Here is a 25,207-nt window from a genome sequence, read left to right on the forward strand (position 1 = left end):
ATCGTGCCGTCGCCCTCGTGCCGCTCGCGCGGCACGCCGACGGAGTTCACCGAACCTTCAGGCGTTCACCTGGATGTAAGGTTCGTCGCGACCGAAGCCGGAAAACCGGCCGTGACCAGACCGCACGGGTCGGCACCACCATGATGGTGGCGAGCAACGCCTGCCGGTTGCCGACCAACAACCCGAGTTTCGCACCTGGCGAGCGGCCCACCGAGCGTGTCGCCGACCGAGGCCGCCGTTGCCATCTTCATGCCGAGTGGTTGCGCGACCGCGACGATGCCTTCGTGCGCGGCGACCTTGACCGCCCCGGGTCGGTACCACGCACCGCCTGCAGATACTGGATCGTCCAGGAAGACGATGCCGAATTCCGCCGCGACCGCCGCGGAACGCGCGAACATCGCGGGCTGCGCCCGCGGATCGGCCCGCAGCAGAATGTCGTGCGGCAACTCGCCGCCACGGCGGGTGGCCGCCGCCAGTACAAGAGGACGGCGCCTGCCCCCAGCAGCACGATGACGGGAGCGGCGGTCCAACCCCAGTCGGGCGCCGATGAGCGACAGGATCAGTGCGCGCCGCCCGCGGTTCGACGGCAGCGCCGGTTGCGCCCGGATCACTCGGCCTGGACGGGTGATCTCGACTGCCATGGTGCGCTCTCAACCCGATAGCTCGGCCACCCCCGATCGGAAGCCTCGACTATCGGTGGCGATCTCGCCAGTCGGCACGGCGCCGGCCACCGCGGTCGGCATCAGCCCAAGTGATCGCGCAATGAGGTGATGGTGGCGAACAGGTCGTCCAGTTTGGGCGCCTCGGCCTGGTCGACGTCGAGCGGCGCCATCAGTTCCTTGGCCTTGCGCGCGACGTCGAGCACGGCCGCCCGCGACGCCGCGGTGACCGCGTCGGCGAGTTCCGCCGGGGTCAATTCGCCGATCGCGCCAGAAAACTTGATGTCGGTGGCGATTCCGTCGGCATTCACGGTGACGCGCACCCGCCGTCGCGCAGTGGTGCCTACACCGAGCAGTAGCGCACGTGCGGCTTGCAGATCGGCGATCTCGGCCACCTTGGCCTGAAATCCCTCGACGGCAGCATTGAAATCGTCATCCATGGTGGCGGGCCCTCTCGTCGCGCTGGAGAATTCGGTGGGGCGGCTCATCGGTCCAGAATTCGATGACCATCATTTCGCCGATCGTTCAGCGTGTTCCCCGACGGCGGAGTCAGCGGTGCCGGCGTGTGCGTCGGCAGTTGCGCCCGCAGCTCGGCCAGGCCCGCGAACAGATCCTCGGGCTTGGGCATCCGCGAACGCAGCTCGGCTGCCGGGGCCAGCAGCGTTTCCTGCGCGGCGGCCACCTTCGCGGCCGCAGCCTGCGCCGCCTGAACCGTCGCGCGGGCGATTTGGCCATAGCTGAGTGTGTTGATGTCCTCGGCGTAGTACGTCTCGATGATCGAGCCGGAAACATTGACCACGACGGTGATTCGGCCGTGTTCCACAGTGGCGGACGCGGTCAGCGCGTCGCGGGCGCCGCGCAGATCGCGCATCTGGCTCAGCGCCCGGCCCACGGCGTCGATCAGATCAGCGGCATCGGCCGCCGCGCTCGCGTTCTCCGGTCGTATCATTGTGCCGCCACCTCTGCCATCGCCGCCCGTTCATCGAATTCGACCCATAGTCCGGCGTATCGCGCCAGATACGCGATCACCGCCACGGGATCTTGCCGGCCGGCGAGATCGGGCAGCAGCACCATGAACCGGGCCGGGTCCGGGCCCTGCTCCCCTACCAGCGCGATCAGCTGCCCAGTCCGTAAACGTAAGACCAGCAACGCCTGATCGTCGTCGGGAACCTCGGCAAAGCCCGCCTTCACGGCCCACTCCAGAGCCGAGATGCCGATATCCACCCAGCCGATCAGCCTGCTCGACCCCGGCGTCGGCCAGGTGGCTGGGTCGACGGCGACCGTGACCGGGTCCGGCCAGGGCCGCCGCCGATCCAGCTCCGCCAGCAGGCGGCCGAAGAAGCCCAGGATCTCCACCTGGTCGACGCCGCCGGCCGCCGCGACGGCGGAAGCGGGCACCGTCTGCGCCGAAACAGCGTGCGCCAGTGCGGGATAGAACTCCTCCACCGTCTCGGCATAGCTGACGCGGTCGATCAGGTCTTCGGCTGCCGCGGCGACGACCTCGGCGGCGGACAGATTCTCGACGTGGGCCATCGATGCGCAGAGCTGAACCAGCGGCGCGGACTCGTGGTCGGTGAACTCGAGCGCATCGGACGGCGCGACCGGTGCGGGCACGGGTTCGAGTGAGAAGAACGGGCGGTCGACCTCCGCCAGGGCCAGAGTGTTCGGATAGTCGTCCCCGGTATCGGGTCGATAGCGCAGGTAGAGTTCGGTTTCAGCACCGCTCAGTCCGGGCCGCTCACTATTGCCTGGTTCGCCCTCGACGAACCCGACCTCCCAGGCCAGGATCGCTGCGAGCTGCGCCGCCGACAGCAGACCGGCGGGCATCGGCTCGTCGGTAACGGTGCAATCGGCGTCAGTGGCCGTAGCGCTGACCAACATCACCCGCAGTTGTTCCGGCGGGGTCGTGCAGTGTCCGGCGGCGTCGAGGGCGTCGGATCCGACGATGACACACACCCCGCCGACAGCGACGACGACGCCGCCATCGTTTCGCCTGCCCACAATCCGCGGCATCAGCAAGTCCCCTTCGCGTTCGACTGCCCGGAAAGTACCCCGCCGACCCACGGGCGGCGACCGGGCACGATCTGGTCGCCACAGCCGTTCACCTTCTCGTCACCCGCGGACACCGGCTACGACCCGTCCGTGCGGACGACCGAATCCGACCGGGGCGCCCGGACACACCGCTGAGACCGTGGCATGCCGGAGACCGCCACGCCGGCAGGGTGCGCCCGCGTATGTGTCGAGGTGTTGATACGGGAACTCGGACCCCCGCCTGTGTGTCGCGCGGCGGCGCTCCGGTACGGAGTCGACGGGCCGATGCCAGCTGTTCGTATAATATGAACCTCGTATCACATTCCGGGTGCTGGCGGAAAGGACGAGGATGGGAACGGGCCGGGCCGGGTCGCAGCATAACCGGAAGTTGACCGTAGAGGTCAAGGATGCCTTGCGGGACTTGAACATCCAGTTGTCGTTGCTCAACCGGCGGTTCAGCGGGCGGGCGGAGCTGCGTGAGGTGGACATGACCTGCCTCGACCTGGTCAACCGGCACGGGCCGATGTCACCCACAGAGCTGTCGCGCCGGGCCGGACTGCACCCGGCCACCTTGACCGGCATCCTGGACCGCCTGCAGAAAGGCGGCTGGATTGTGCGGGAGCGCCACCCGGACGCCGCGGATCGCCGCGCGGTCACCTTGCGGGCCGTCCGCGAGCGCAATTCCGCCCTGTTCGACATATTCTCGGGCATGAACAAGCGCATGGACGAGCTGTGCCACACCTACTCCGACGCCGAACTCGAGGTGATCGCCGATTTCCTGCGACGCACCGGCAATGCCGGGCAGCAATCGGCCGAAGAACTGGCGCTGGACAACTGACCTCGAGGCACCCGTTGCCCACGGTGACCAGGGACAAGTTGGCGTCCCGCCAGCGCGGCACTGCTACTCCGCCACCGGCACCGGGTCTCCCCGACCGCCGCGCGGGTCATTGGTACCTCGATCCGGACGCCGTGGACTCAGGCGGTCAGTCCCCCGTCGGCGGCGATACTCTGGCCGGTGACCCAGCGCGCGGCGGGAGAGGTCAGGAAGCCGACGACGTCGGCGATATCTTCCGGTTCGCCCAGCCGGCCCAGGGGTGTGCGAGCGATGCGTTCCGTCAGCAGTTCCCGGATGCCCTGCGTGGCATCGGTGTTGGTCGGTCCCGGAAGAACGCTGTTGACGGTGATGTGGCGTGGTCCGACCTCGCGGGCGAACGCGCGAACCAGCTGTTCGCCCGCCGCCTTGCTCGCCGCATACAGAGGCATGAACGGATCGCTGGCCCGGGTGACCGAGGAGGAGATGTACACGATGCGGCCGCCGTCGCGAATCCGCCGCGCCGCGTGCCGGAAACCGGAGAACGCCGCCTGCGAGTTGGCGGCGAATGTCCGTGCGTAGTCCTCGTCGGCCGCCGCGGCGATCGGCCCGGCAGCATACCCATAAGCGTTGTGCACGAAGATATCCAGCCCGCCGTGCCACCGTTCGGCGGTGTCGAACAACGACTCGAGCTGGGCGGGATCGGTGACGTCCGCGGGCACGACGAGGGCCTGCCCACCGGCCGCTGAGATCGTGGCGGCCACCTCCTCGGCGGCCACGGCATTGCTCTTGAAATTGACGACGACCTTTACCCCGTCAGCGGCCAGGCGCAGCGCGATCGCCCGGCCGATGCTTCGCCCGCTACCGGTAACGACGGCGACCCGCTCGGTGTGTGCCATGACATTTCCCTCCGTTGAACTGACAGCGGAAATCCGCGCATGATCGCTGGCCGACGCAGCGAGGATCGGGCCGGTCGCGGGACGGCGCTCTCCACGTCCGACGCACTCACTAGCGCATATTATATCTGATAAATATAATATCAGTCTCATATTTTCACTGGAGAGTTCGGAAGTGGTGCGCTACGGGTGGCGCGGCGCCGCCGCTGCAGACCGGGATGAGCGCCCCGAGGCAGCCCCGCGTGCGCGGACGCGCGACGGAGGAGCTGGATCAACCGAGCGCGCTCGGCATCGTCGAGAGGGGCAAAGATTTCCTCCTCGAGCGCCTCGGCCTCCGCCGTCGCCGCGGCCAGCAGCGTGTGAGCAGGCTCGGTCAGGTGGACCGCGTGAGCGCGTCGATCTGCCGGATGCACGCGCCGCTGTATCAGACCCTTCTCTTCGAGCTCATCGATGAGGCCGACCATCGCATTGCGGTGCACTCGCAACAGGTTGGCGAGTTCCTGTTGACTGCACCCGTCGCTCCTCGCCAGATGGGTCAAGATCCCGAAGTGGGCAGGCTCGATCCCGAGCGGGACGAGCCGCTCGGTGAACCTGTGCGAAACGTGATGACCGAGCTGAGACAGCAGGAAGGCACCACGATCGTCCAATGACGGATTCAGCACACGATCAGTATAGCCATTTAATAAGATTGTCTTCTAAGATGACATTATGAGCTTGCCTACCGGACATGTCACAGCCCGTACCGAACAGCCCGTGACTCTCATCAACGCCTTCTCGGTGCCGATGTCGCAGAAGGACCGATTCCTCGACCGCTGGAAGGACAACGCGCGGTGCATGGCATCGGCGCCGGGGTTCATCCAGGCCCGCATGCTCCAAGCTGTCAGCGACCAGGCGGAGCTCACCTTCGTGAACGTCGCAGAATGGGAAAGCGGCACCGCCCTGGACGCGGCGCGCACCGACCCGCAGTGGCAGCAATCGATCCGGCGGATGATCGACGACCCCGACTTGGATGTCATCGCGCGGCCGATGGTCTACCGATCCGCCATCGACGTGGCGCCAGGCGACACGCTCCGATGACCGGCTGAGAAGCGGGCTCTGCGCGAGGCCGACTCGGCACTACGCGGCCCGGCAGCGAATCGCCTGCCACGCAACGCCGTACCTGATCTCAGCTCGCGTTGAGGCACTCGCGTCGGGGTGCCCTCGACGACAGGGATGCCAAGGCAGCCAGGCTGAGAATCGGTGCTGTCGATGTCGCCGCAGGCCGATTCCTGCCTCGATGTGCTGCGAACGCAAGCGAAGCCCTTCAGCACATGAGCGTCGCCAGTACCGCATCGAGCGCTTTGCGCATGTCGTCGGACTCGATGCGCATGAGCGTATTCTCGTCCAGCGCGCGGAGGTCGAGACTGTCGTCCATCGCGAGGCGGTATTCCCGTTCTTCCTCGGCACTTTCGATAACATTGCGAATGAACCGGCCGTTACCCGCGAGGTCGACACCGCGGCGGGGCAGGCCGCTCTGATCGGTGCCTTCGCTGGCGTACAGCTCCGCACACGCCTGGCGCAACAACTCGACCGCCTCGTCCGACACCGCCGAATCGCGTCGGGCCGCGATGAATCGTCCGATCTCGCACAGCTCCTCGGGCGAGTACGAGTCGAATTTGACCCGCTTGGCGAAGCGGGAGGACAGGCCGTCGTTACTGGCCAGGAAGCGGTCGATCTCGCCGTCGTAGCCCGCGATGATGACGACCAGCCGATCACGGTCGTTCTCCATCCGCGCGAGCAGGGTGTCCACGGCCTCACGCCCGAACGCGTCACCGCCGGACAGGCCCGCCTGTATCAGGGTGTATGCCTCGTCGACGAAGAGCACGCCGTCCATCGCCGAGTCGATCAGCGCGTTGGATTTGATCGCTGTGGAGCCCAGATGCTGGCCGACGAAGTCGGCACGTTTGGCTTCCACGACCTTGTCGGTCTCGAGCAGGCCGAGCCCGCAGTAGATTTTCGCCACCACCCGCGCGATCGTCGTCTTGCCGGTGCCGGGTGGGCCGGTGAAGGCCAGATGCTGGCCCCGCGGCATGCTGTTGAGCCCCTTCTCGGCCCTGATCTTGGCCATCGTCGCCGAGGACTGGAGCTTGGCGACCTGAACCTTCACCGCCCCGAGGCCGATCTGGGATTCCAGTTCCCGGCGGGCCGCGGCGAGAATCATCTCGGCCCGGTGATGCTGCTCCGCCTCGGCCGCCTCGGCCCGCGACGGCGCCGACGCCGGATCCCACCGATCCGTGCGCGCGTCGATCTGATCCTTGGTGGTGACCATGATGCGGAACTTGGGGTCACGCATCGCGGTCGCATTGGACGCGAACCCGGGCACCTGGGTGTAGACGGTCTCGAACAACGCCCGCGCCTCGTCCTCGTGGCCCTGCTCGCGCAGTGCCAGGCCGCGGCAGTACATCGCGGCGGTGCGCGCCGCCGGAATCGGCCCTCGCTCAGCCAGTTCCAGCCGCCGGGTCGCCTCGCCGAACAGGCCGAGGTGGGCGCAGGCGGTGCCGACCATGACATGAGCGCCCGCAGCCATGTACTGGTCCTGCCATTCGGCGGAGCCGGCCAGTACTGCCATCACATCGGGCCACAGTTGCCCGGTGAAATACAGGACGCCGCGCGCATAGGCGCAGATCTTGTCGTCGATGGCGCGATCGGGATCGTCGACGAGCCGGCCGCGCCGCTGATCGAGTTCGTCGAGCACCCGTTCAGCCTCGTCGTAGTCTCCGTCCTCGAGCAGGTGCATGGCCTGGGCGAGCCAGATCTCGGTGAGGCTCGCGATCGGATAGTCGATGTACTGCCCGATCTGGAACCGGCCGGCGAGCTGTCGCGACGGGAGCCCGAGGCGACGTTGCTCGCGCAGGAGCGACGTGGTGGAGGTGCGATGCAGATTGCGCAGCACGTCCTGGGTGACGTCGCCCGCTGCCGCCCGCCCGAGCCAGGCATCACACATGTCGGGATCGAGTTCGGTGGCTCGACGGAACGCGACCTTGGCGTACTCGAGATTCTTGGCGGCCTGCTGGCCGTCGACCATCAGACCAAGCGAGAGCACGCCCGCGTCGAAGATCTGTTGCGCTTGCCGAATGGCTGACATGTCCGCAACGTAACCCGGGCTTCCGCGCGCGGCGCGGTGGACTCTCTCGGTTCCCACCGGGCATTCATCGGCGGTTCACCTGCACTCGCCCGCCTTCACCGAAAACCGCATGTCGGAGTCGTTCGACGGTTACGGCGAGGCGAACTCCGCCGGCGCACCCTGTCACCACTGATGCGAGGTGGCTACGTTCGGCGAACGTCGCAACCCACAGAGTCGGAGTTCTCAGCGTTATGGAGTCAACGGCGGTCGAGCCGCAACTGTGCCGGGTCTCGGTGATCGGCGGGAACACCCAGGTCGATGTAGTCCTGCCCGCAACGGTGCCGATCGCGAATTTCATTCCGGATGTGGTGGCACTCATCGCTTCTCACAATCCGGACCTGTCCGAGCAGGAGGAGGAAGGGCCGGTGACCGCGCAGCACTGGACGCTGTCGCGGCTGGGGCAGACTGCGATCGATCCGGTGCGCACCCTGACCGAGGCCGAGGTCTTCGACGGCGATCTGCTGGTGCTGGGCGCGGTGGATTCGGTCGAGTCGCCCGCGCTCTTCGACGACGTCATCGATGCGGTGGCCCGGCTCACGGACAGTTCGTTCCGCGGATGGACCGCGGAGTCGGCCGGCTGGGCAGGGCTCGGTGGCGCGGTCGCCGCGGTCGTGGGCGCGTGCGTGCTGTTACTGTTCGCCGCCGCGGATGTCGGCGGCGGCCTTCCGGGCGCGGCCGGCCTCGCCACCGGGCTGCTGTCCCTGGTCGGGGCTGCGGTGATCGCACGGATGTACGCGGCGCCGCTGGCCGCCACCGCCGTGGCACTGTGTGGGCTGCTGCTGTGCGGCGCCGGCGCGGGCGCGCTGGTTCCCGGACCGCTGGGCGCTCCGCATCTGTTGCTGAGCTGTGCCGCCATCGTGCTGCTGGCGGTGATCGCGATGCGGGTGATCGCCGTGCGCCCCACCATGTTCACCGCGGTGATCACGGTCGCGGCCTTCGGCACCGGCGCCGCGGGCACGGCGACCCTGTGGCAGGCGTCCCCGTCGAAGATCGCGGCGTGCGTCGTCTTCGTCGCCCTGCTCGGCATCACCCTGGCCCCGCGAATCGCCGTGGCCGCCGCGCGCCTGCCCGTCCCGCCGGTGCCGACCGCGGGCGGGGTGATCGACCCGCGCGACCACGAGCCGCGACCGACCATCGAGGGCATCGGCGCGATCGGCGCGACCACGATCCCGTCGGCCGCCGGTCTGGCCGAGCGATCCCGGCTCGCCAACGACTATCAGTCGGGCATGATCGCCGGCATTGTCACGGTGACGGTGACGGCGACGATCGTGGTCGTCGCGGCGGCCATCGACCATCTCTGGCAAACCGCGTTGCTCGCGGTGGCGGTGGGGATCGTGCTCGCCCGGCGCGGACGCGCCTTCTCCGACCTCACCCAGGCGGCGATGATGGTGGCAGGCGGATGCGCGGCACTGATCCCGCCGATCGTGCTGCTGGGCGTGCACATCACGGGTGCGGCCCTGCCCGCGGCGGGTGCGTTGCTCGGGGTGGCGGCGCTGGCGTTGCTGATCGGTGTGGCCGGGCCCGAGCTCGAGATCTCGCCGGTCGTGCAGCGCGCGGGCGAACTGCTGGAGTATCTGATGATCTGCCTGATCGGGCCACTGATCTTCTGGATCGTCGACGTGTACGCCATGGCGCGCAATGCGTGAGTACCTGCGGGTGGCCAGATCAGCCGCGGTGGGGACGGCGGCCGCGACCCTGGTGGCGACGACGGCATTGGCCCCCGCCGGTCCGGCGGCGGCCGTCGCACCACCCGGAGTCGATCCCGGCGCGCTGGTCACCGACGCCCCGGTGGCGCCTCCGGAGCCCTCGCAGCAGCGGCTGCTGTGCTCGGAACCTCGCTGGTCGGGTCCCGCGCCGGTGGGCGTGCCCGCGGTGCAGAAGGCGCTCGCGCTCGCCGACGCCTGGGAGTTCAGCCGGGGCGAAGGACAACTCGTCGCCGTGATCGACACCGGAGTCAACCGGCATCCGCGCCTGACCGTCGAGGCCGGCGGGGACTACGTCTCCGATTCCGACGGCACCGCCGACTGCGACGGGCACGGCACCATGGTCGCGGGCATCATCGCTGCCCACCCGTCCTCCGACGGCAGCGACGGTTTCGCGGGGGTCGCGCCCGCCGCCACGGTGCTGACGATTCGCCAGACCAGTCTGGCCTACCAGGCGAAGAACAGTTACGGCAGCGACCGGCCCGGTGGCATGTCGGCCGGTGGCTACGGCACGGTGGCCACGCTCGCGCACGCCGTGGTCCGCGCGGTGGACCTGCGCGCGTCGGTCATCAATATCTCCGAAGTGTCCTGCCAGCCCGCCGGGTCTCCCCCGGTGGACGGAATGCTGGGCGCCGCTTTGAAATACGCCTACGACCACGATGTCGTCGTGGTCGTCGCCGCGGGCAATCTGCAGTCCCAGGGGGCGTGCAAGGAGCAGAACGGCACCTCGGGGTGGGATGCGGTCCGCACCATCGCGACGCCCGCCTGGTTCTCGCAGTATGTGCTGTCGGTGGCCTCGGTCGAGCCCGACGGGGCACCGTCGTCGTTCACGCTGTACGGACCGTGGGTCGGGGTGGCCGCACCCGGGGACAACCTGATGTCGCTGGACAGCAAGCCCGGTGGCACCGGACTCGTCAACGGCACCCCGCAGGCCGACGGCGGGGTGTCCCCCGTCGCGGGAACCAGTTTCTCCAGTGCCTATGTCGCGGGCCTGGCCGCGCTGGTCCGCGCCCGCCATCCCGCGCTGTCGGCAGGTGAGGTGATGACCAGGATCATCGCTACCGCCCACGCGCCGGGCGACGGTCACGACTCGCGGCTCGGCGCGGGCATGATCGACCCGGTCGCGGCGCTCACCGCCGTCCTGCCTGCCGAATCGGGCCGCGATCCGGCCGCGGGCACACAGATCGCGGGCCCGACACCGCCGGCGCCGGTCAACCCGTGGCCCCGCCGCATCGGGCTGACGGGCGCGGCCGCCTGCCTGACCGTGCTGGCCATCCTGTCGACCCTCTCGATTCCCTTCCGGCGCGACCGGCACACACCGCTGGCCCTGCCCGGCGACGACCGAGAAATGGAACAGCCATGACGACACAGGGTTTCATCCGGCTGGCCCGGATCGCGCCGCCGCGCCCGCCCGGCGGCGAAGTCGTCCTCAACGCCCCGCCGGAGATCACCGCGCCGGTGCCCGCGCCGCTGTGGCAGCGGCTACTGCCGCTGGTCATGGTGGTCGCCATGGTCGGCATGATGGCGCTGATGTTCACCATGAGCGGCAAGGCCGCGCTGACCAACCCCATGGCGATCATGTTCCCGATGATGATGCTGATGTCGATGGTCGGCATGTTCGCAGGCCGCGCCGGCGGCGGTGGCAAGAAGGCCGCCGAGCTCAACGAGGAACGCAAGGACTATTTCCGCTACCTCGGCCAGCTGCGCCGCGATGTGCGCGGTACCGGCGCAGCGCAGCGTGCGGCGCTGATATGGAGTCATCCACACCCGGCCGACCTGCACGCGCTGATCGGCACCCGCCGCATGTGGGAACGCAGGCCCGGCGACCCGGATTTCGGTCACGTGCGCATCGGTATCGGCAGCCACCGTATCGCCACCAAGCTGTCGCGGCCCGAAACCGGCCCGCTCGAGGACCTGGAACCGGTGGCGACTGTAGCGCTGCGCCGGTTCGTACGCACCCACTCGGTGGTCCACGGCCTGCCTACCGCCATCTCGCTGCGGGCGTTCCCGGCGGTCAACATCGAGGGTCCGCGCGAGCACGGACGCGCGCTGGTGCGGTCGATGCTGATGGAGCTGGCCACCTTTCACGGTCCCGATTTCCTCGTCTTCGCCGTCGTCACCGGCGACCCCGACGGCGACGCCTGGCGCTGGACGAAATGGCTTCCACACCTGCAGCATCCGCGCGACCGCGACGGAGTCGGCTCCGCCCGCATGCTGTACGAATCACTCTCGGAACTCGAGACCGCGCTGAACGAGGACCTGCTCGAACGCGGGCGCTTCTTGCGCAACGCTCCACCGACGCCCGGCCGCCCACATGTCGTAGTCGTGATCGATGACGGCTACGTCAGCGGATCCGAACGCACCATCAGCGACGCGGGACTGGACTCGGTCACCGTGCTCGACCTGACCGCCCCGCAGACCGGGCTCGCGGTGCGGCGCGGCCTGCAACTGGTGGCCGAGGACGAGGTGATCGGTGCGCGCACCGGCGGATCGGTGGAGAACTTCGCGGGTCCGGACCGGGTGAGCCCGGAGGTCGCGGCGACTTTCGCCCGCGCGACGGCGCGCTATCGCATCGCCACCACCGCGCAGATCGTCAACCTCGGCGAGGATGTCAGCGGAGACCCGGGTCTGATGTCGCTGCTCGCGATTCCGGACGCGGCGCGCATCGATCCCGATACCGTGTGGCGGCCCCGGTCCTCCCGCGAACGGCTCAGGGTGCCGATCGGCGTCACCCCCGACGGCACTCCGGTCGACATCGACATCAAGGAATCGGCCGAGAACGGCATGGGCCCGCACGGTCTGTGCATCGGCGCGACGGGCTCGGGCAAATCGGAATTCCTCCGCACCCTGGTGCTGTCGATGGTCACCACGCACTCGCCCGACCTGCTCAACCTGGTCCTGGTCGACTTCAAAGGGGGCGCGACCTTCCTGGGGCTCGACCCGCTGCCGCATGTGTCCGCGGTCATCACCAACCTCGAGGAAGAACTCTCGATGGTCGACCGGATGCGTGACGCGCTGGCGGGCGAGCTGACCCGACGGCAGGAACTGTTGCGAGCCGCAGGAAATTTCGCCAACGTGACCGAGTACGAGAAGGCCAGGGCCAACGGCGCACAGCTCGATCCGCTGCCCGCGCTGTTCATCATCGTCGACGAGTTCTCCGAATTACTCTCGCAGAAACCGGATTTCGCCGAGCTGTTCGTGATGATCGGCCGGCTGGGCCGCTCCCTGCGGGTGCACCTTCTGCTGGCCTCGCAGCGCCTCGAGGAGAATCGCCTGCGCGGTCTCGACTCGCACCTGTCCTACCGGATCGGCCTGCGCACCTTCTCCGCCGGAGAATCGCGCCAGGTCCTCGGCATCACCGATGCCTACCATCTGCCCGGCCAGCCCGGTGCCGGATACCTCAAGAGCGATTCCTCCGACCCGCTGCGGTTCAACGCTACCTACGTCTCCGGTCCCTACGTGGCCCCGGTCGACGGCGGGCCCGCCAGCGGACCGGCAACCGGCGCCGCGGGCACGGTCGACTTGTTCACCGCCGCGGCCGTGGCCGTCCGCGAGACACCTCCGATCGAGGTCGAGCTGCCGGACTTGAGCCAGCTGCTCGGCGGCACCGAATCCGAGACCGCCCACGAACAATCGCTGCTGCAGGTGGTCGTCGACCGGCTGACCGGCCACGGCCGACCGGCGCACCAAGTGTGGCTACCGCCCCTGGACATCTCCCCGACCGTGGACATGCTGCTGCCCGATCAGGATTGGCGTTCGGCGAACAACCGCAACGGCCGGCTGTGGCTGCCGATCGGCATCGTCGACAAACCCTACGAGCAGCGGCGCGATGTCCTCACCATCGATCTGGCCGGCGCCCAGGGCAATATCGCGGTAGTCGGCGGGCCACAGTCGGGGAAATCGACCGCCCTGCGCACCATCATCATGTCCGCCGCCGCCACCCACACCCCCGAGCAGGTGCAGTTCTACTGCCTGGATTTCGGTGGTGGCGCCCTGGCCGCCCTGGCGGGACTCCCGCATGTCGGTTCGGCGGCAGGCCGCCTGCAAGGCGATCGGGTTCGGCGCACGGTAGCCGAGCTGAGCATGCTGCTGCGTCAGCGCGAACGCCGCTTCCTCGACCTCGGCATCGAGAACATGCGCGATTTCCGCAAGGTGAAGGCGCAGCTCGCCGAGCTGCCCGCCGCGGAGCAAGAGGCGCACCCACTCGCGAGCGACCTGTTCGGCGACGTATTCCTCGTCATCGACGGGTGGGCGGCGTTCCGCGAGGAGTTCGACATCGTCGAGGGCCAGGTGCTCGCCCTGGCCGCGCGGGGCCTGTCCTACGGCATCCACCTCGTCCTCGGCGCCAACCGGTGGGCCGAGATCCGTCCGGTGGTCAAGGACCAGATCGGTACCAGGATCGAGCTCCGTCTCGGTGACCCGTCGGACTCGGAGATGGATCGCCGGGCCGCCGTGGGTGTTCCGATCAACAGGCCTGGCCGCGGCATGACGGCCGACCGGCTGCACATGCTGATCGCGCTGCCGCGGCTGGACACCGATGTCGACCCGGCCACCCTCGCCGAAGGTGTCACCGCCGCGAAGGAGGTCCTGGCCGAGCTCTACGGCGAGCGGCGCGCACCGGCGGTCCGTCAGCTCCCCCTGGAACTGGACCGCGCCCCCGTGCTCGAGACCGCGCGGGCACAGCGGCTACGGCTCGACAACAAACGGGTCCTCATCGGGTTGAGCGAGTCCGAGCTGGCGCCGATGGTGCTCGACTTCGAGGAGCAGCCGCACCTGCTGGTCTTCGCCGACGTGGGCTGCGGCAAGACCACCCTCCTCCGCAATATCGCGCAGGGCATCGTCGAGAACTCCACCCCGAACGAGGCCCGCATCATTCTCGTCGACTATCGGCGCACCATGCTCGGCGCGATCGAGGGCCCGCACCTGGCCGGGTACTCGACCTCGGCGCAGACCTCGGTCCCGACGCTGAAAGAGGTCGCGGGTTTCGTGTCGCAGCGGATGCCGGGAGCCGACATCACCCCGGCACAGCTGCGCGACCGCAGCTGGTGGACCGGCCCCGAGGTGTATGTGGTCGTCGACGACTACGACATGGTGGCGTCCAACAATCCGCTACTCCCGCTGATGGATCTGCTCCCGCAGGCTCGAGATATCGGCCTGCATGTGATCATCGCCCGGCGCTCCGGTGGTGCCTCGCGCGCGCTATACGATTCGGTGCTCGGGCCGCTGAAGGACATGTCGGTGGACGGGCTGCTGATGAGCACACCCAAGGACGAGGGCGTCCTGCTCGGTGATGTGCGGGCGGCACAGTATCCGCCCGGCCGCGGCATGCTGGTCTCGCGCGCCCGGGGCCGCGAACTCGTCCAGATCTGCCGTCTACCACCGCTGTGACCGGGTCCGAACAGACTCACCTGAGCGGGTGCCTCGGCACGCAGGATGACGCGTGCCGACGCACCCGGCGCGCGTCACGACAACGGAGTTCACCGCGACTTCAGTTGTTCACCTACCGGCAACATCGCCCGATCGGCGGACGGGAATCCCGCGGTGACAACGAGACCGCGGGGATCAGCCGCCTCGACGAAGAACAGCCCCGCGTACTGGGCCACCATGGTCGCCGCGATCGGCAGCCCGAGACCGGAACCGCCGGTGCCGGACTGTGTTCCGCGGAAGAATCGCGTGGTCAGCTGATCGAGTTCGTCCGGCGGTACCCCGACGCCGTCGTCCCGGACGGACACGACGACCGACTCGCATTCGTGGCCGACGGTGATCGTGGTCTGCGCGTCCCGCCCGGCATACCGGGCGGAATTGCTCAGTGCCACATCGAGGATCTGCGTCAGCACACCGGCCGGAACGGCCGCGGCCGCGACATCGGTGAGCGCCTCCAGGGTCAGCGTCATATCCGCTTGCGCGAAGGCGGCGTGCCACGACTCGACCCGCTCCCGGGCCACCGCCACCGCATCACACGCCGCGACCGGCCGCGCGACCTCGGATTCCACGACCGCCGCGCTCAGCAATCCGTCGAGCAGTTCGGTGAGCCGGTCGACCTCGCTCACGACGCCGACGAACGTCGCCGCCGCGTGGTCGTGGGCGATCATCGGCTGCAGCGCCTGCAGGCGGAGGGCCAGCGCGGCCAGCGGATTACGCAGTGAATGGGCGGTGTCGACCACATGCTGACGCTCCGCGGCGGCCAGGTCCGCGACCGCTCTGGTCACCGCCTGGACACCGGTGGCGAGTTCGACGATCTCCGGTGGGCCGTGCCTGAGCGAGCCGGACCGCCGCGGCTCGACCGCGGCCACCGGCAGCGTGGAGGTCAGCGCGTCGACATCGCGCAGCAGCTCCGACACCGGGCGCAGAATCCATCCCGACACCGCGAGGGCCGCCCCGCAGAACACCAGCAGCGCGGTCGCGGTCGCACAGCCGAGCTGGATCCAGCTGTCGGCGATTCCGCCGCGGGTCGCCGCGGTGGAGATGACGATGACCACCACACCGCCGGCTTGCGGCCAGGTCCCGATGGGTTGCGCCACGATCATCGGATGGGTGCTCCACGGATACAGCATGTCCGGCGGAACGAACTGGTGAGCGTTTCTCGAGACCGCGGCGACCCGGGCATTGCCACGATCGACGCCCAGATCGACCATGAGCCGACCGCTGTTGGCGATCACCAGGATTCCGTTACCGGTCTGCTCGTAGTAGGTCTGCGCGGCGTCGTCGAGACCGGCCGGATTCGACGAGGCCATCGCCGCGAAGCGGTTGGCGTCCTGGATCCGATCGATGAGCAGGCCCTGGGTGCGGGTCGCCGCGACCTGGTAGCCGATGCCGATGGCGAAGCAGGTCATGCAGATCGTCGCGAGGAGCGTGAACGTGCTCACCAGCCGAACTCGCATCGGGCGATGTCACCGGGCCCAGCGGTATCCGAAGCCGTGAATGGTCGTGATCAGGCCGGGGCGCTGCAATTTCGCCCGCAGCGCACCGATGTGGACGTCGAGTGAACGGGAGGTGGACGCGGTCTTCTCCCCCCAGATCTCGTCCATGATCTTGTCGCGCCGCACCGCGACTCCGGCCTGCTCCACCAGCACCCGCGCGACCGCGAATTCCTTCTGGGTCAGCTGCACCGGCAGCCCGGCCACCTCGACGTGCCGGGCCGCCAAATTCACGGTGACGTCGCCGGTGACCACCACATCGGGACAGGACTCGGCTTCCCCGCGGCGCCGGCCCACCGCTTCCAAGCGCGCGGCGAGTTCCCCGACTCTGGGCGGTTTGACCATGTAGTCGTCGGCCCCGGCGCGCAGGCAGGACACTACGGCCAGCTCGTCGCCCTCGGCGGTAAGCATGATCACCGGCACCGCGCTCACCTTGCGGAGCTGACGCAGCACCAGATACCCGTTGACGTCGGGTAGACCGAGATCGAGGATGACCGCGTCGTAGGCGGTGTGGCCGGTCAGCAGGTCCAGACCGTGCGAAAGGTGGTCGACCGTCGCGAAACCATGAGCCCGGAGGCCGTCGACGACCGCGTCGGCCACGCCTGCGTCGTCTTCCACCACCACTACCCGCACGACCCGGTCCTTCCTACCGTCCAGATTCGAACCGTCTGGACAATAGGTGAGACTACAACAGGTAATGGTCTATGCCGTCAGGTGACGGTATGTGAGATACCCTGCGCAGCAGTCCGTTCCACGCCGGAACCAGCCCTCACGCGGTGGCCCGGTTACCAGCGGCGCGCACCGCGTGCTGCGCGGGCGCCGCGACGACCACGGGCGCGTAGCCGGCGAGCCGGGGCACGGGCGGCAGACTGGAGAACCGTTTGCGCAGATTGCCGATCTGCCGATAGACCTCGCGCAATTCCTCGTGCAAGGCCCGAATCTCCTCGTGCAGCTGTTCGGCTTCATCGACGAGCTGGGCCTGGAACAGCTTGCCCTGTTCGAGCTGCGCACGCTCGGCTCGCGACCGGGCCAAGATCTCCTCGGCCGATGTCCGCGACGGGGAAGTTCGCGCGGCGGCACAACGTTTCGGAGTGCGGCGGCGCGCGGGAGTGCCGTCGTCGACCTTTTCCATGGCGACCCCAGCCTTTCGATGATCGGATTGTCCGGCAAGAATTATGCGCGCCTTTCCGGGGCCGACCAATATCCGGCCGAGATTTTTGCAAACAATTTGTAAGAAAATGCGAATCACTCAGATTCTTGAGAATTCCTTGAGGAACTGGCGAGTACTTCGGAATTCGGCCTGTCCGACGCCCCGAGGCCTCGGGCGGCCAGGACCAGCAGCACGACCATCGCGACCACGACAACGGCGATGGTGGCGAGCAAGGCGTGCCGATAGCCGGCCAGGAACGCGTTCTGCACGGCCTCCGCGAGCGGCCCACCGACCGCGTCGCCCGCCGAGGTGGCCGTGGCCACGTTCATGCCCAGCGGCTGACCGTCGGCGACGATGCCGCCGTGCGCCGCCACCCGGGCCGGAATGACGAGGCCGGCGCGGTAGCCCTGATCCACCAGACCGCCGGTCACCGCCAATCCGAGCAGGCTGCCGATCTGCACGGCCGCCGACTGCGCGGCGAAGGGAATGCCGTTGCGCCGGACCGGCATCGCGGTGCTGATCGCGTCCAGCCCAACCGCGGCCACGATGCCCAATCCGACGCTCATCACCGCCACCATGGCCACGATCCGCTCCAGGCTGCCCGCGGCGTCGGCGGTGAGCCCGATGGCCAGACCGTCCAGGATCGTCGTCAAACCGATGACCAACGAAATAGTGGCGCTGGTCCGACGCCGCAGCATCACACCCGCCTTGGCGCCGGCGGCGGAAGCCACACAGGCGGGCACGAAGATCGCGGCGCCGCCGGCGATCGGCCCTGAGCCGCGCACCGCCTGCAGGTACTGGATCGTCAGGAAGATGATGCCGAACTCGGCCACGACAGCGGTCGACAGCGCGAGCATCGCGAGCCGCAGGCGCGGCTCGGGTCGCATCAGGATGTCATGGGGCAGTTCGCCGCCCCGGCGGATTGTGGCCGCCAGGACCAGCAGGCACGTGCCCGCCACCAGCGTGGCGATGACCGCCGGCGCCGTCCAGCCCCAGTCCGGCGCCTTGAACAACCCCAGCGCCACCAGGCCCGAGCCGGTCATCGCCGCTACCGCGCTCGGCCATTCGACCGGTGCTTCCGGGTCGGCAGGACAGGGCGGAACGACCTTCACGACGCCGATCAGCAAGGCCATCGCGACAATCGCGTCGGCCAGCGCCAGTCTGGGCCACCACATATTGTGCAGCAGCAGCCCGCTCAGCAACGGAACGACGGTGACTCCGGCCGCGAGGCAGCCCGCCCAGATCACCAGTGCCTTGGATCGTTGTCTGCCCGCCGCGTTCACGAGCACGAGGATCGACAGCGCGGACGGCACGATGGCGGCGATCCCGGCGCCCATGAACACTCTGGACACGAGCAGCGGCCATGAGGTCGAGGCGAACGCGATGTGCACCGCGAACCCGGCGAGGAAGGTCAGATAGCCGCCGATCAGTACGCGTTTGGCGCCGCAGCGGTCGGTCAGCACACCGCCCAGGAGCAGGAACACGATAAGCGACAGCACATACGCCTTGGGGATCCACAGCGAGAAGGCGAGCACATCGCGGTCACCCAACTGTTGCAGCAGGGTCGACACGGCGATGCTGTGCAGCGAGACATCCTGGCTCACCAGAAACGCGGTGGCGTAGATCAACGCCAGGACGAGTATTCGCCGTCCGCGTGGTAGCGGCACCGCCGCGTCGGGCCGGTCGGTCCGTGACCGTACCGGCGCTGTGGAACCCACGACCTCGACTGCCATGCCGTGCCCTCAACTCGCTTAGCCGATCCACCCCCGCTCGGCAGTGTCGACCATCGGAGGCGATCCCGCCAATCGACGGGCCGCGGCAGCTCCGCAATCCACCATTGTCTGTCGGGTGGGGTGGCGCCGTGCGCTGGTGACCGGCGCCATCAGTTCGCGAGCCTTGCGGCCGGCCTCGGCATGCTCGGACCATAGCGAGCCGCCTCGGCACCAGCGACCCGAGCGCAATCCGTTCACCTGCTCGTCACTTCCGGTGACCGGTTACCGGACCGGACCGGCGGGCCTGACGATGTCGCGCGCGATCAATGCCGACTGGCGATCGAGCATCGGCCCGGCGGGCAGTTGACTGATGATCTGCCACGGGACGAGTTTCGGCTCGGTGTGGCCTAGGACCGTCGCCGAGGCGAGGTCGGGGATGCCGAACCGCACACCGGTGTCGGTGACGTAGAACAGGCTGTCGCGGCGGGTGCTGTCGAGTTCGATGCCGGTGGCCTGGACGAACTCCCCGGTGGACGCGGGAACGTACACCGCATGTGCCGCGTCGCCCGCGACGAGCGACACCGGTGTCCGGCCGGCGACCAGCGGCAGCTGTCTGCCGGCGAGCAACCGCAGGGTCGCCACCTGATCACCGGTTCCGCGAGCCCACGCCACGCACGCCACCGGGTCGGTGTCGGTGGACATGATGGTGGGCGCGGCTGCGGGGAATTGGCCGACCGGCAGTGCGTCCAGCACCGGTAGCCCGGCGATGGCATCCGGGGACAGCAGCGGAATCACCGTGAGCCCTTGCGAATTCGATGCGCGAAGGACCTCCGCGGTGAACTCGGAGATCTTCTGCACACCGTCGGCGAGCACCACATACGGCTGGGTGCCGTTCACGCCCTGCACCCGGATCACCGACCCGACAACAAGATTCCCGCCGTGCACCGTGCTGGGCGCACCCGCGTCGGGGATCTCCGGCACGACGAGTTCGGGCACCGCGACGGTCGCGTTCAGCAGTCCGGCACCGATCGGCCGCGGCCGCAGGCCACGGATCTGCAAGGTGGCCACCACCGCATCGCTGTTCATATCGATGCGAGCGTGCTTGCCGTCGAAGACGAGATAGGTCGCGCCGTCGCGGGACGCCAGCAGGGCTTCGCCGGGCGCGCTCGCGCGTATCTGCGAGCCGAGGTGCGGCGCGCCGTCGAGCACGGTGCTGCGCGACCCGTCGGTCGCGTCCTCGCACAGCGTCCACTCCGAGCGGTCACGGACGGCAGGGGCCGGCAGCGACGCCGGGGCGCCAGGGATGCCGAGGAGAGGTCCACGAGGCAGCGACGCCAGCTTCGAATCCTTCACCGACGTAGGGGATTCGCTGCTCCCGGTGATCAACCGAGCCGAGGCGAGGTTCAGCGCCGGGTGCAGGGTCTTGTCCACCATGACGTAGAGCGCTCCGCTGTCGGCGCCCATGAGGATCTTGGCATCACCCACCTGCCCCTGTGGCCGCAGGAACGCCAGCACCGCGCAGCCGGCGGTCACCAGCACGGCCAGTACCAGGCCGGTCATCAGTGACCGGAATTGAATGCGCATGGGGTCGTGCAACATGCGCACGTCCCGGCGGACCAGCGCGTGCTCGAACCGTTGCAGCAGAAATCGGTAACCATTGACCTGCGCCCGGGTCGTCAACTGTGCCGGCATTACAACTCCTCCAACGCGTGAACAGTGCGCGCATGAATATGCATATTCCAACGGCGTGTGGGAGGCTACCGCACCACGGGGGTGAGTGCCGAATGGAGATGAATCGGATGAATAACGAGACAACGCCTCCGGAGAAAACGGACGAAACATCCCGCACACCCGCGCCCGGCGTGGTGCGCCGCGACATTTTCACCCGCATGCCGATGGCGGTGGTGCTGCCGTCGGCCGGTGCGGGTGCCGCCTCCGCCACCGCTGTTATCGCCCTGGGCGGGTCGGTTCGGATAGCCGTCGCGGTAGGAATCGGAATTGCACTGATCGGCAGCGCCCGCGTGCGCCGTACAAACATATGGAGAATTCTGGGAATGCGAATCGCCCTGAAGTGGCGTAATCGGCGGATCGGTGCTAGTTCGTCCCGCACCGAGCCGTTCGATGTCGATATCCCCGGATCCGGTGGCGAGCGGTGCGGAATGCGGTGGGACGGTGAGCACTTGATCACGATGCTGCGCCTCGGCCCGACCTCGGTGCGCCCGACCATGCTCGGCGCGACACGGATCCGGGCCGGCTCGGCCATCTGCCTGGCCGATGTGGCGCGGTGCCTGGCCCAGTTCGACATCCGGTTGGCCGCCGTCGACGTCGTCACTCTCGGAGTACGCGCGCGGGGCCCACACACCGTGGTGCGGCACTACGAGAAGCTGCTGGGGCCGCTGCCCGCGGCCGCGGAGCAGAGCGTCCGGCTGGTCCTGCGATTCGACCCGCTCGACAATGTCGGAGCGATCGACAACAGGGGCAGCGGGCAGGACGGCGTTGTCCGCACCGCGCTGGTCGCCACCCGTCGCGTGGCGGGCCGCCTGGCCACCCGGGGTGTCCGTGTGTCGCTGATGACCGCCGCCGAACTCGCCGCGGCGGAGTCGGCGGCGCTGCACGAGACCGATCCGGCGCTGTGGAGCGAGGACTGGAGCACCCTCCGCAGCGGCGGCATCGAACTGGCCGGCTACGCGATCCGGCCGCATCGTCTCGATCCGGCGGCACTCGCCGGCGTGTGGGCGGTTTCGGGCAGATCGGTGCTGACCCGGTTGCGGTTGACCCCGGCCGGGGATTCGGAGGGGCTGGCGCGGCGCGGGAACGCGGTGGCGCTCACTGCGCTGGTGCGTCAGGATCTGGCCGGCGTCGGCCGTCACGAGGCGCAGAACACGCCTGCCGACCTCGGCCATCTGCTCCTGTCCGGTCGGCAGCGGCAGGTACTGCTGGACGACGGCGACCTGGACCCCAGTGTTGCGCGGCACGCGATCCCCGCGGCATTGACGCAGTTCAGCGTGCCGGTGTCCGGCTGCGGCCAGGTGATCGGGGCGACGGACGACGGTCTCGGCGTCGCGGTGCCGCTGTTCGGACCCACGGTCCGGCGGGTGGAGATCGTCGGTTCGCTGCGCCTGACCCAGCTGATGGTGCTGCGGGCGATCGCGGTGGGCGCACAGGTGATCGTGCACAGCAGCCGCCCACAGGAATGGGCAGGTCTCGTGGAGGCGGTCGCCGCACCCGCCGCCCTGTCCGTTCCCACGCCGGAGAACGCTTCCCAGCACGCGGCCGCGGCCACGATGATCGTCTACGACGGGGTGGCGTCCGCCGGTCAGGTACTGGAGGCGACTGCCGTGCACGTCCGTTCCACCGGGGAGTGCACCACCTCCCTGATGGGCGCCGATGTCGCGTTGATCGAATCCGCCGCACAACCGGGCCGTGTGCTCATCCGCTGTTCCGGCGACGAGCTGGCCGTGCGGGTCGTATCGATCCCCGAGGAAGCCGGTTTCCTCGGCGAAGCCACGCCATCCCCCGAGGTGGAACCGGAACCCGAACCGGAACTACAGTCGGCATGAGACCAGGGGCCCGCTGCCGATCGGCAGCGGGCCCCTGGCCGGTTCGTGTCGTTGCTACCAGATGAAGTCGTCGGCGACGTGCTGATCAGTCGCCCGCGCCTTATCGAGCGCGGCCTGAACGTTGTCGCGCCCCTTCTTCAGCAGACCGAGCAGGTCGTCCAGGTCGGTGATCAGGGTCTTGTGCTTGGCAAGGAAGGCGCCGGCGGCGCCGCCTTCACCGCTCTGCCAGCCGTCCCGGACCAGTAGCGTGGCCGCGTTCTCGGCATTCTCGCGTTCGGCCGTGATATCGGCGTGGTATTTGTCCATATCACCGATCAGGCGCAGGACGCCGGGCGGGTTGTACAACATAGTGGGTGTTTCCGTTCTGGAGTGTTGTCCGGTCTGTTCAGAGGTAGTTGGAGTTCAGGGTGGTGAAACCGCTCATGCTTTCGTCTTCCGTCTGCGCCACCTTGGTCTCGCCGGTACGCAGTGCGTCCGAAACCAGACCGAGGTCGACATTCACTTTACGAATCTTGAGCTGCAGCTCGTCCGCGAATCGGGTGAATGCGGCATTGGCGTCACCTTCCCAGTCCTTCTTCGCGGCGATCACCGTGGTCTCCAGATTATCGACACTCTTGTCGATGGGCGGAATCACGTCGGCGTATGCATTCGCGTACTTCTGGAATATGGCAAAGTCGAGATGAAGCGGACCTGTGCCGGACATGGAGATATCCTCTCTCGAAGTGGTGATGTGTTGGGAATTCCGGGGAGATACCCCGGACATCTGGAAAAATCGCGCCGGTTACGGCATCCAGCGGCCTTCGGGCAGCGATTCGATCAAGGCCCCGACGACGTGGGCGAACCGGCGATCGCTGCCGGGAGCGAGAGTGGTCCAGTCCTGTCCGTCGGTGGCGGCACGGCCACCGGCGATGATCCGGCCCTCGGCGGTGTCGTACACGGCCGCCGCGGCATGCGCCCGGCGGGCGCTGCCGTCCCGGTAGCCGTAGCAGACCAGCTCGGCGATCGAACTGCACTGGCGCAGGGCCATTCCCAGCGTGATCGCGTCCGACTCGGACATTCCGGTCCGGTAGACGGCGCTGGCCTGCGTGATGCGCGAGTCGTCGAGCCTGCGGCGCAGTTCCGCGGTGGGTGCGGTGAGCACGGGAACATCAGCCGGTGGGCACTTGCCCAGCGCCACCAGCAGCGGCCGGGCGAGTGCCACCGGGTCCTCGTCGCCCCACACGGTGCGTACGTCGACCTCGTCGTCGGTTCGTACCGCCACCGCGTGGTCGAAACCTCGCCGGGCCAGGCAGACGCGGCGCACCGCGCCGTCGCGCCGGATCCGCAGCACCAGTTGCCGTTCCGGCCTCGCCAGCACGAACAGCGCCGCGGCGAGCTCGTCGTCGAGCACGTTACCGTCGTGGTCGAGTACACCGTCGGCGCGCAGCTCGGCCAGGGTGGCGGTCCGCGCGGCGAGGAAGCCGGCGTGGTCGATGTGCTGGGGACGCAGCGCGAGCACAGGTGGCAGGGTCTGCACGCCGAGGGCGCCTGCGACGGTCAGTGTGCCGTCGGTGGTCAGGATCGTCATCGCGGATCGCTCCCGGCGCTCTCGACCGACGGAGCCGATCGGGACTGCGCCACCACACCACCGCCGAGAACCGCTGGTGCGGTGGGGAATCCGGCGTCCACGCCGATCCGGCCATCGAGATCGGCGGCCGCGGCGGCAACCGCGCGCGGGCCGGACTGCGCCGACAGCGTCACCGGGGCCGCGGTCGGCGCCACCAAGGGCGGTGGCGGCGCCGCCACCGGCGACGCTGCCGCGGCGACCACGGGCGGACCAGGCGACCCCGCCACCACCGGCACGGCGGGTGACAGGACGGGCGAAAGAACCAGCGACTCACTCCCGACCATCACCGTCGGGGTCGGCGCGACGGTCAGCGCCGAGAGATCCGGCGCGGGCAGCGAGGTCAGTACCGGCGGGGCGACGACATGTGCGTCCGGGGCGGGCCCAAGGGCATCCCCCACCGAGGGTGCGGACGCTTGTTCGGCGAGCAGGGCGGCACCGGCGGAGACCGCGGGTGCCGGCTCCTGCTCCCACGCGACCGCCAGCGGTTCACTGCCCGCCTCATACGACCGCATCACCTGAGCCGCGTGGGTACGGAGCGCGTCGACCTGATTCTCGGCGGCGTCGAACAGACCTGTCAGCGGTGCGCCGAGGAGCGAGCCCGCCACCATCTGCTCGGCCGTTCGTATCGCGTCGATCACCTCACCGACATGCGGCATCGTGAGCTGTGCGAGCTCGTACGATGCCGCCTGCTGCGCCGCGGCGGCGGCGTTGTGTCGTGCGGCGGTGGTGATGTCGTCGAACCAGTCGGCCAGCTGCGCCAGCTGCGCGATCCCCTCTTCACTCGATTCCGAGCCCCACGCTTCGCCGACAACGGACAGGATGGCGCGGAACTCCGCCCCCGCCTCACCGAGACCGACCGCGAGGGCGGCGTAGGCCAGGCCCGCCTCGGCCATCGGCGTCACGCCGGGCCCCGTGGTCAGCTCGCCCGCCAGCTGTTCGGGCGGCACAGCCTCCCAGATCGTGCCCGTGAAACCGACCTGTGCCGGTTGTGCCATCGCG

At 68.7% G+C, this 25,207-nt stretch carries 22 protein-coding genes; 6 read left to right on the top strand and 16 right to left on the bottom strand.

Annotated features, from left to right (window positions below):
• Positions 1-65 precede the first annotated feature (65 nt).
• From ABZ552_RS16360 to ABZ552_RS16375, 4 genes are all read right to left on the bottom strand, one after another.
• Entirely contained in the window at positions 66-641 is a 576-nt protein-coding gene (locus ABZ552_RS16360) for a hypothetical protein (protein WP_281879414.1), read from the bottom strand.
• 101 nt (positions 642-742) lie between these two features.
• On the bottom strand, positions 743-1,147 hold the full coding sequence (locus ABZ552_RS16365; protein WP_281879413.1) for a YbaB/EbfC family nucleoid-associated protein: 405 nt from the start codon (positions 1,145-1,147) through the stop codon (positions 743-745).
• Positions 1,144-1,551, bottom strand: coding sequence for a YbaB/EbfC family DNA-binding protein (locus ABZ552_RS16370; protein ID WP_281879412.1), 408 nt, complete (start codon positions 1,549-1,551; stop codon positions 1,144-1,146). Before ABZ552_RS16370 ends, ABZ552_RS16365 begins: the two co-directional genes overlap by 4 nt.
• A gap of 53 nt (positions 1,552-1,604) precedes the next feature.
• Positions 1,605-2,672, bottom strand: coding sequence for a hypothetical protein (locus ABZ552_RS16375; RefSeq protein ID WP_357438017.1), 1,068 nt, complete (start codon positions 2,670-2,672; stop codon positions 1,605-1,607).
• A 406-nt stretch (positions 2,673-3,078) separates the two neighbouring features.
• On the opposite strand from ABZ552_RS16375, the gene ABZ552_RS16380 reads away from it, so the two are divergent.
• Positions 3,079-3,528, top strand: a complete 450-nt coding sequence (locus tag ABZ552_RS16380) for a MarR family transcriptional regulator (protein ID WP_357438020.1) — start codon at positions 3,079-3,081, stop codon at positions 3,526-3,528.
• Between the two features lie 137 nt (positions 3,529-3,665).
• On the opposite strand, the gene ABZ552_RS16385 is transcribed toward ABZ552_RS16380, so the two are convergent.
• Positions 3,666-4,400: an SDR family oxidoreductase gene (locus tag ABZ552_RS16385; RefSeq protein WP_281918054.1), complete on the bottom strand. Its 735-nt coding sequence runs from the start codon at positions 4,398-4,400 to the stop codon at positions 3,666-3,668.
• 146 nt (positions 4,401-4,546) lie between these two features.
• Positions 4,547-5,059 (bottom strand): MarR family transcriptional regulator, encoded by a 513-nt coding sequence (locus tag ABZ552_RS16390; RefSeq protein WP_357438023.1) that lies wholly within the window; start codon positions 5,057-5,059, stop codon positions 4,547-4,549.
• Positions 5,060-5,150: 91 nt separating this feature from the next.
• On the opposite strand from ABZ552_RS16390, the gene ABZ552_RS16395 reads away from it, so the two are divergent.
• Positions 5,151-5,474, top strand: coding sequence for an antibiotic biosynthesis monooxygenase family protein (locus tag ABZ552_RS16395; RefSeq protein ID WP_281918052.1), 324 nt, complete (start codon positions 5,151-5,153; stop codon positions 5,472-5,474).
• 226 nt (positions 5,475-5,700) lie between these two features.
• Here the strand turns inward: ABZ552_RS16395 and eccA are convergent, their stop codons facing one another.
• Entirely contained in the window at positions 5,701-7,521 is a 1,821-nt protein-coding gene (gene eccA / locus ABZ552_RS16400; protein ID WP_357438026.1) for a type VII secretion AAA-ATPase EccA, read from the bottom strand.
• A gap of 230 nt (positions 7,522-7,751) precedes the next feature.
• Between eccA and eccD the strand changes: the two genes are divergently transcribed.
• Genes eccD through eccCa form a run of 3 tightly spaced genes read left to right on the top strand, consistent with a single transcriptional unit; the run spans position 7,752 to position 14,651 of the window.
• Positions 7,752-9,206 (top strand): type VII secretion integral membrane protein EccD, encoded by a 1,455-nt coding sequence (gene eccD, locus ABZ552_RS16405; protein ID WP_357438029.1) that lies wholly within the window; start codon positions 7,752-7,754, stop codon positions 9,204-9,206.
• Positions 9,199-10,626: a type VII secretion-associated serine protease mycosin gene (gene mycP / locus ABZ552_RS16410; RefSeq protein ID WP_357438032.1), complete on the top strand. Its 1,428-nt coding sequence runs from the start codon at positions 9,199-9,201 to the stop codon at positions 10,624-10,626. The genes eccD and mycP overlap by 8 nt, the downstream gene beginning before the upstream one ends.
• Complete coding sequence (eccCa, locus tag ABZ552_RS16415) at positions 10,623-14,651, top strand: type VII secretion protein EccCa (protein ID WP_357438035.1); 4,029 nt, start codon at positions 10,623-10,625, stop codon at positions 14,649-14,651. The genes mycP and eccCa overlap by 4 nt, the downstream gene beginning before the upstream one ends.
• 89 nt (positions 14,652-14,740) lie before the next feature.
• Here the strand turns inward: eccCa and ABZ552_RS16420 are convergent, their stop codons facing one another.
• The 5 genes from ABZ552_RS16420 to eccB all read right to left on the bottom strand — a co-directional run bounded on the left by ABZ552_RS16420 (position 14,741) and on the right by eccB (position 20,734).
• Positions 14,741-16,129 (bottom strand): ATP-binding protein, encoded by a 1,389-nt coding sequence (locus ABZ552_RS16420; RefSeq protein WP_357438038.1) that lies wholly within the window; start codon positions 16,127-16,129, stop codon positions 14,741-14,743.
• A 24-nt stretch (positions 16,130-16,153) separates the two neighbouring features.
• Positions 16,154-16,813 carry a response regulator transcription factor gene (locus tag ABZ552_RS16425; RefSeq protein ID WP_281879401.1) on the bottom strand — a complete coding sequence of 220 codons (660 nt, stop codon included), beginning with the start codon at positions 16,811-16,813 and terminating at the stop codon, positions 16,154-16,156.
• A gap of 136 nt (positions 16,814-16,949) precedes the next feature.
• The gene (locus ABZ552_RS16430) at positions 16,950-17,429 is read right to left on the bottom strand and encodes a hypothetical protein (RefSeq protein ID WP_281879400.1); all 480 of its coding nucleotides are present in this window, start codon (positions 17,427-17,429) and stop codon (positions 16,950-16,952) included.
• Complete coding sequence (locus ABZ552_RS16435) at positions 17,426-19,063, bottom strand: MFS transporter (protein WP_357438042.1); 1,638 nt, start codon at positions 19,061-19,063, stop codon at positions 17,426-17,428. Before ABZ552_RS16435 ends, ABZ552_RS16430 begins: the two co-directional genes overlap by 4 nt.
• Positions 19,064-19,324: 261 nt before the next feature.
• Complete coding sequence (gene eccB / locus ABZ552_RS16440) at positions 19,325-20,734, bottom strand: type VII secretion protein EccB (RefSeq protein WP_281918046.1); 1,410 nt, start codon at positions 20,732-20,734, stop codon at positions 19,325-19,327.
• 203 nt (positions 20,735-20,937) lie between these two features.
• On the opposite strand from eccB, the gene eccE reads away from it, so the two are divergent.
• Positions 20,938-22,602 carry a type VII secretion protein EccE gene (eccE, locus tag ABZ552_RS16445; protein WP_357438064.1) on the top strand — a complete coding sequence of 555 codons (1,665 nt, stop codon included), beginning with the start codon at positions 20,938-20,940 and terminating at the stop codon, positions 22,600-22,602.
• Positions 22,603-22,656: 54 nt separating this feature from the next.
• Here eccE and ABZ552_RS16450 read toward each other — a convergent pair whose 3' ends face one another.
• From ABZ552_RS16450 to ABZ552_RS16465, 4 genes are all read right to left on the bottom strand, one after another.
• Positions 22,657-22,950, bottom strand: coding sequence for a hypothetical protein (locus ABZ552_RS16450; protein ID WP_281879397.1), 294 nt, complete (start codon positions 22,948-22,950; stop codon positions 22,657-22,659).
• 37 nt (positions 22,951-22,987) lie between these two features.
• The gene (locus ABZ552_RS16455) at positions 22,988-23,305 is read right to left on the bottom strand and encodes a hypothetical protein (protein ID WP_281879396.1); all 318 of its coding nucleotides are present in this window, start codon (positions 23,303-23,305) and stop codon (positions 22,988-22,990) included.
• A gap of 78 nt (positions 23,306-23,383) precedes the next feature.
• Positions 23,384-24,169 carry an ESX secretion-associated protein EspG gene (locus ABZ552_RS16460; RefSeq protein ID WP_281918045.1) on the bottom strand — a complete coding sequence of 262 codons (786 nt, stop codon included), beginning with the start codon at positions 24,167-24,169 and terminating at the stop codon, positions 23,384-23,386.
• Entirely contained in the window at positions 24,166-25,203 is a 1,038-nt protein-coding gene (locus ABZ552_RS16465) for a PPE domain-containing protein (protein WP_281918044.1), read from the bottom strand. The genes ABZ552_RS16460 and ABZ552_RS16465 overlap by 4 nt, the downstream gene beginning before the upstream one ends.
• Positions 25,204-25,207 lie beyond the last annotated feature (4 nt).

The sequence above is a fragment of the Nocardia sp. NPDC019219 genome (assembly GCF_040632645.1).
In the GTDB taxonomy this organism is placed as follows: Bacteria; Actinomycetota; Actinomycetes; order Mycobacteriales; family Mycobacteriaceae; genus Nocardia; species Nocardia sputorum.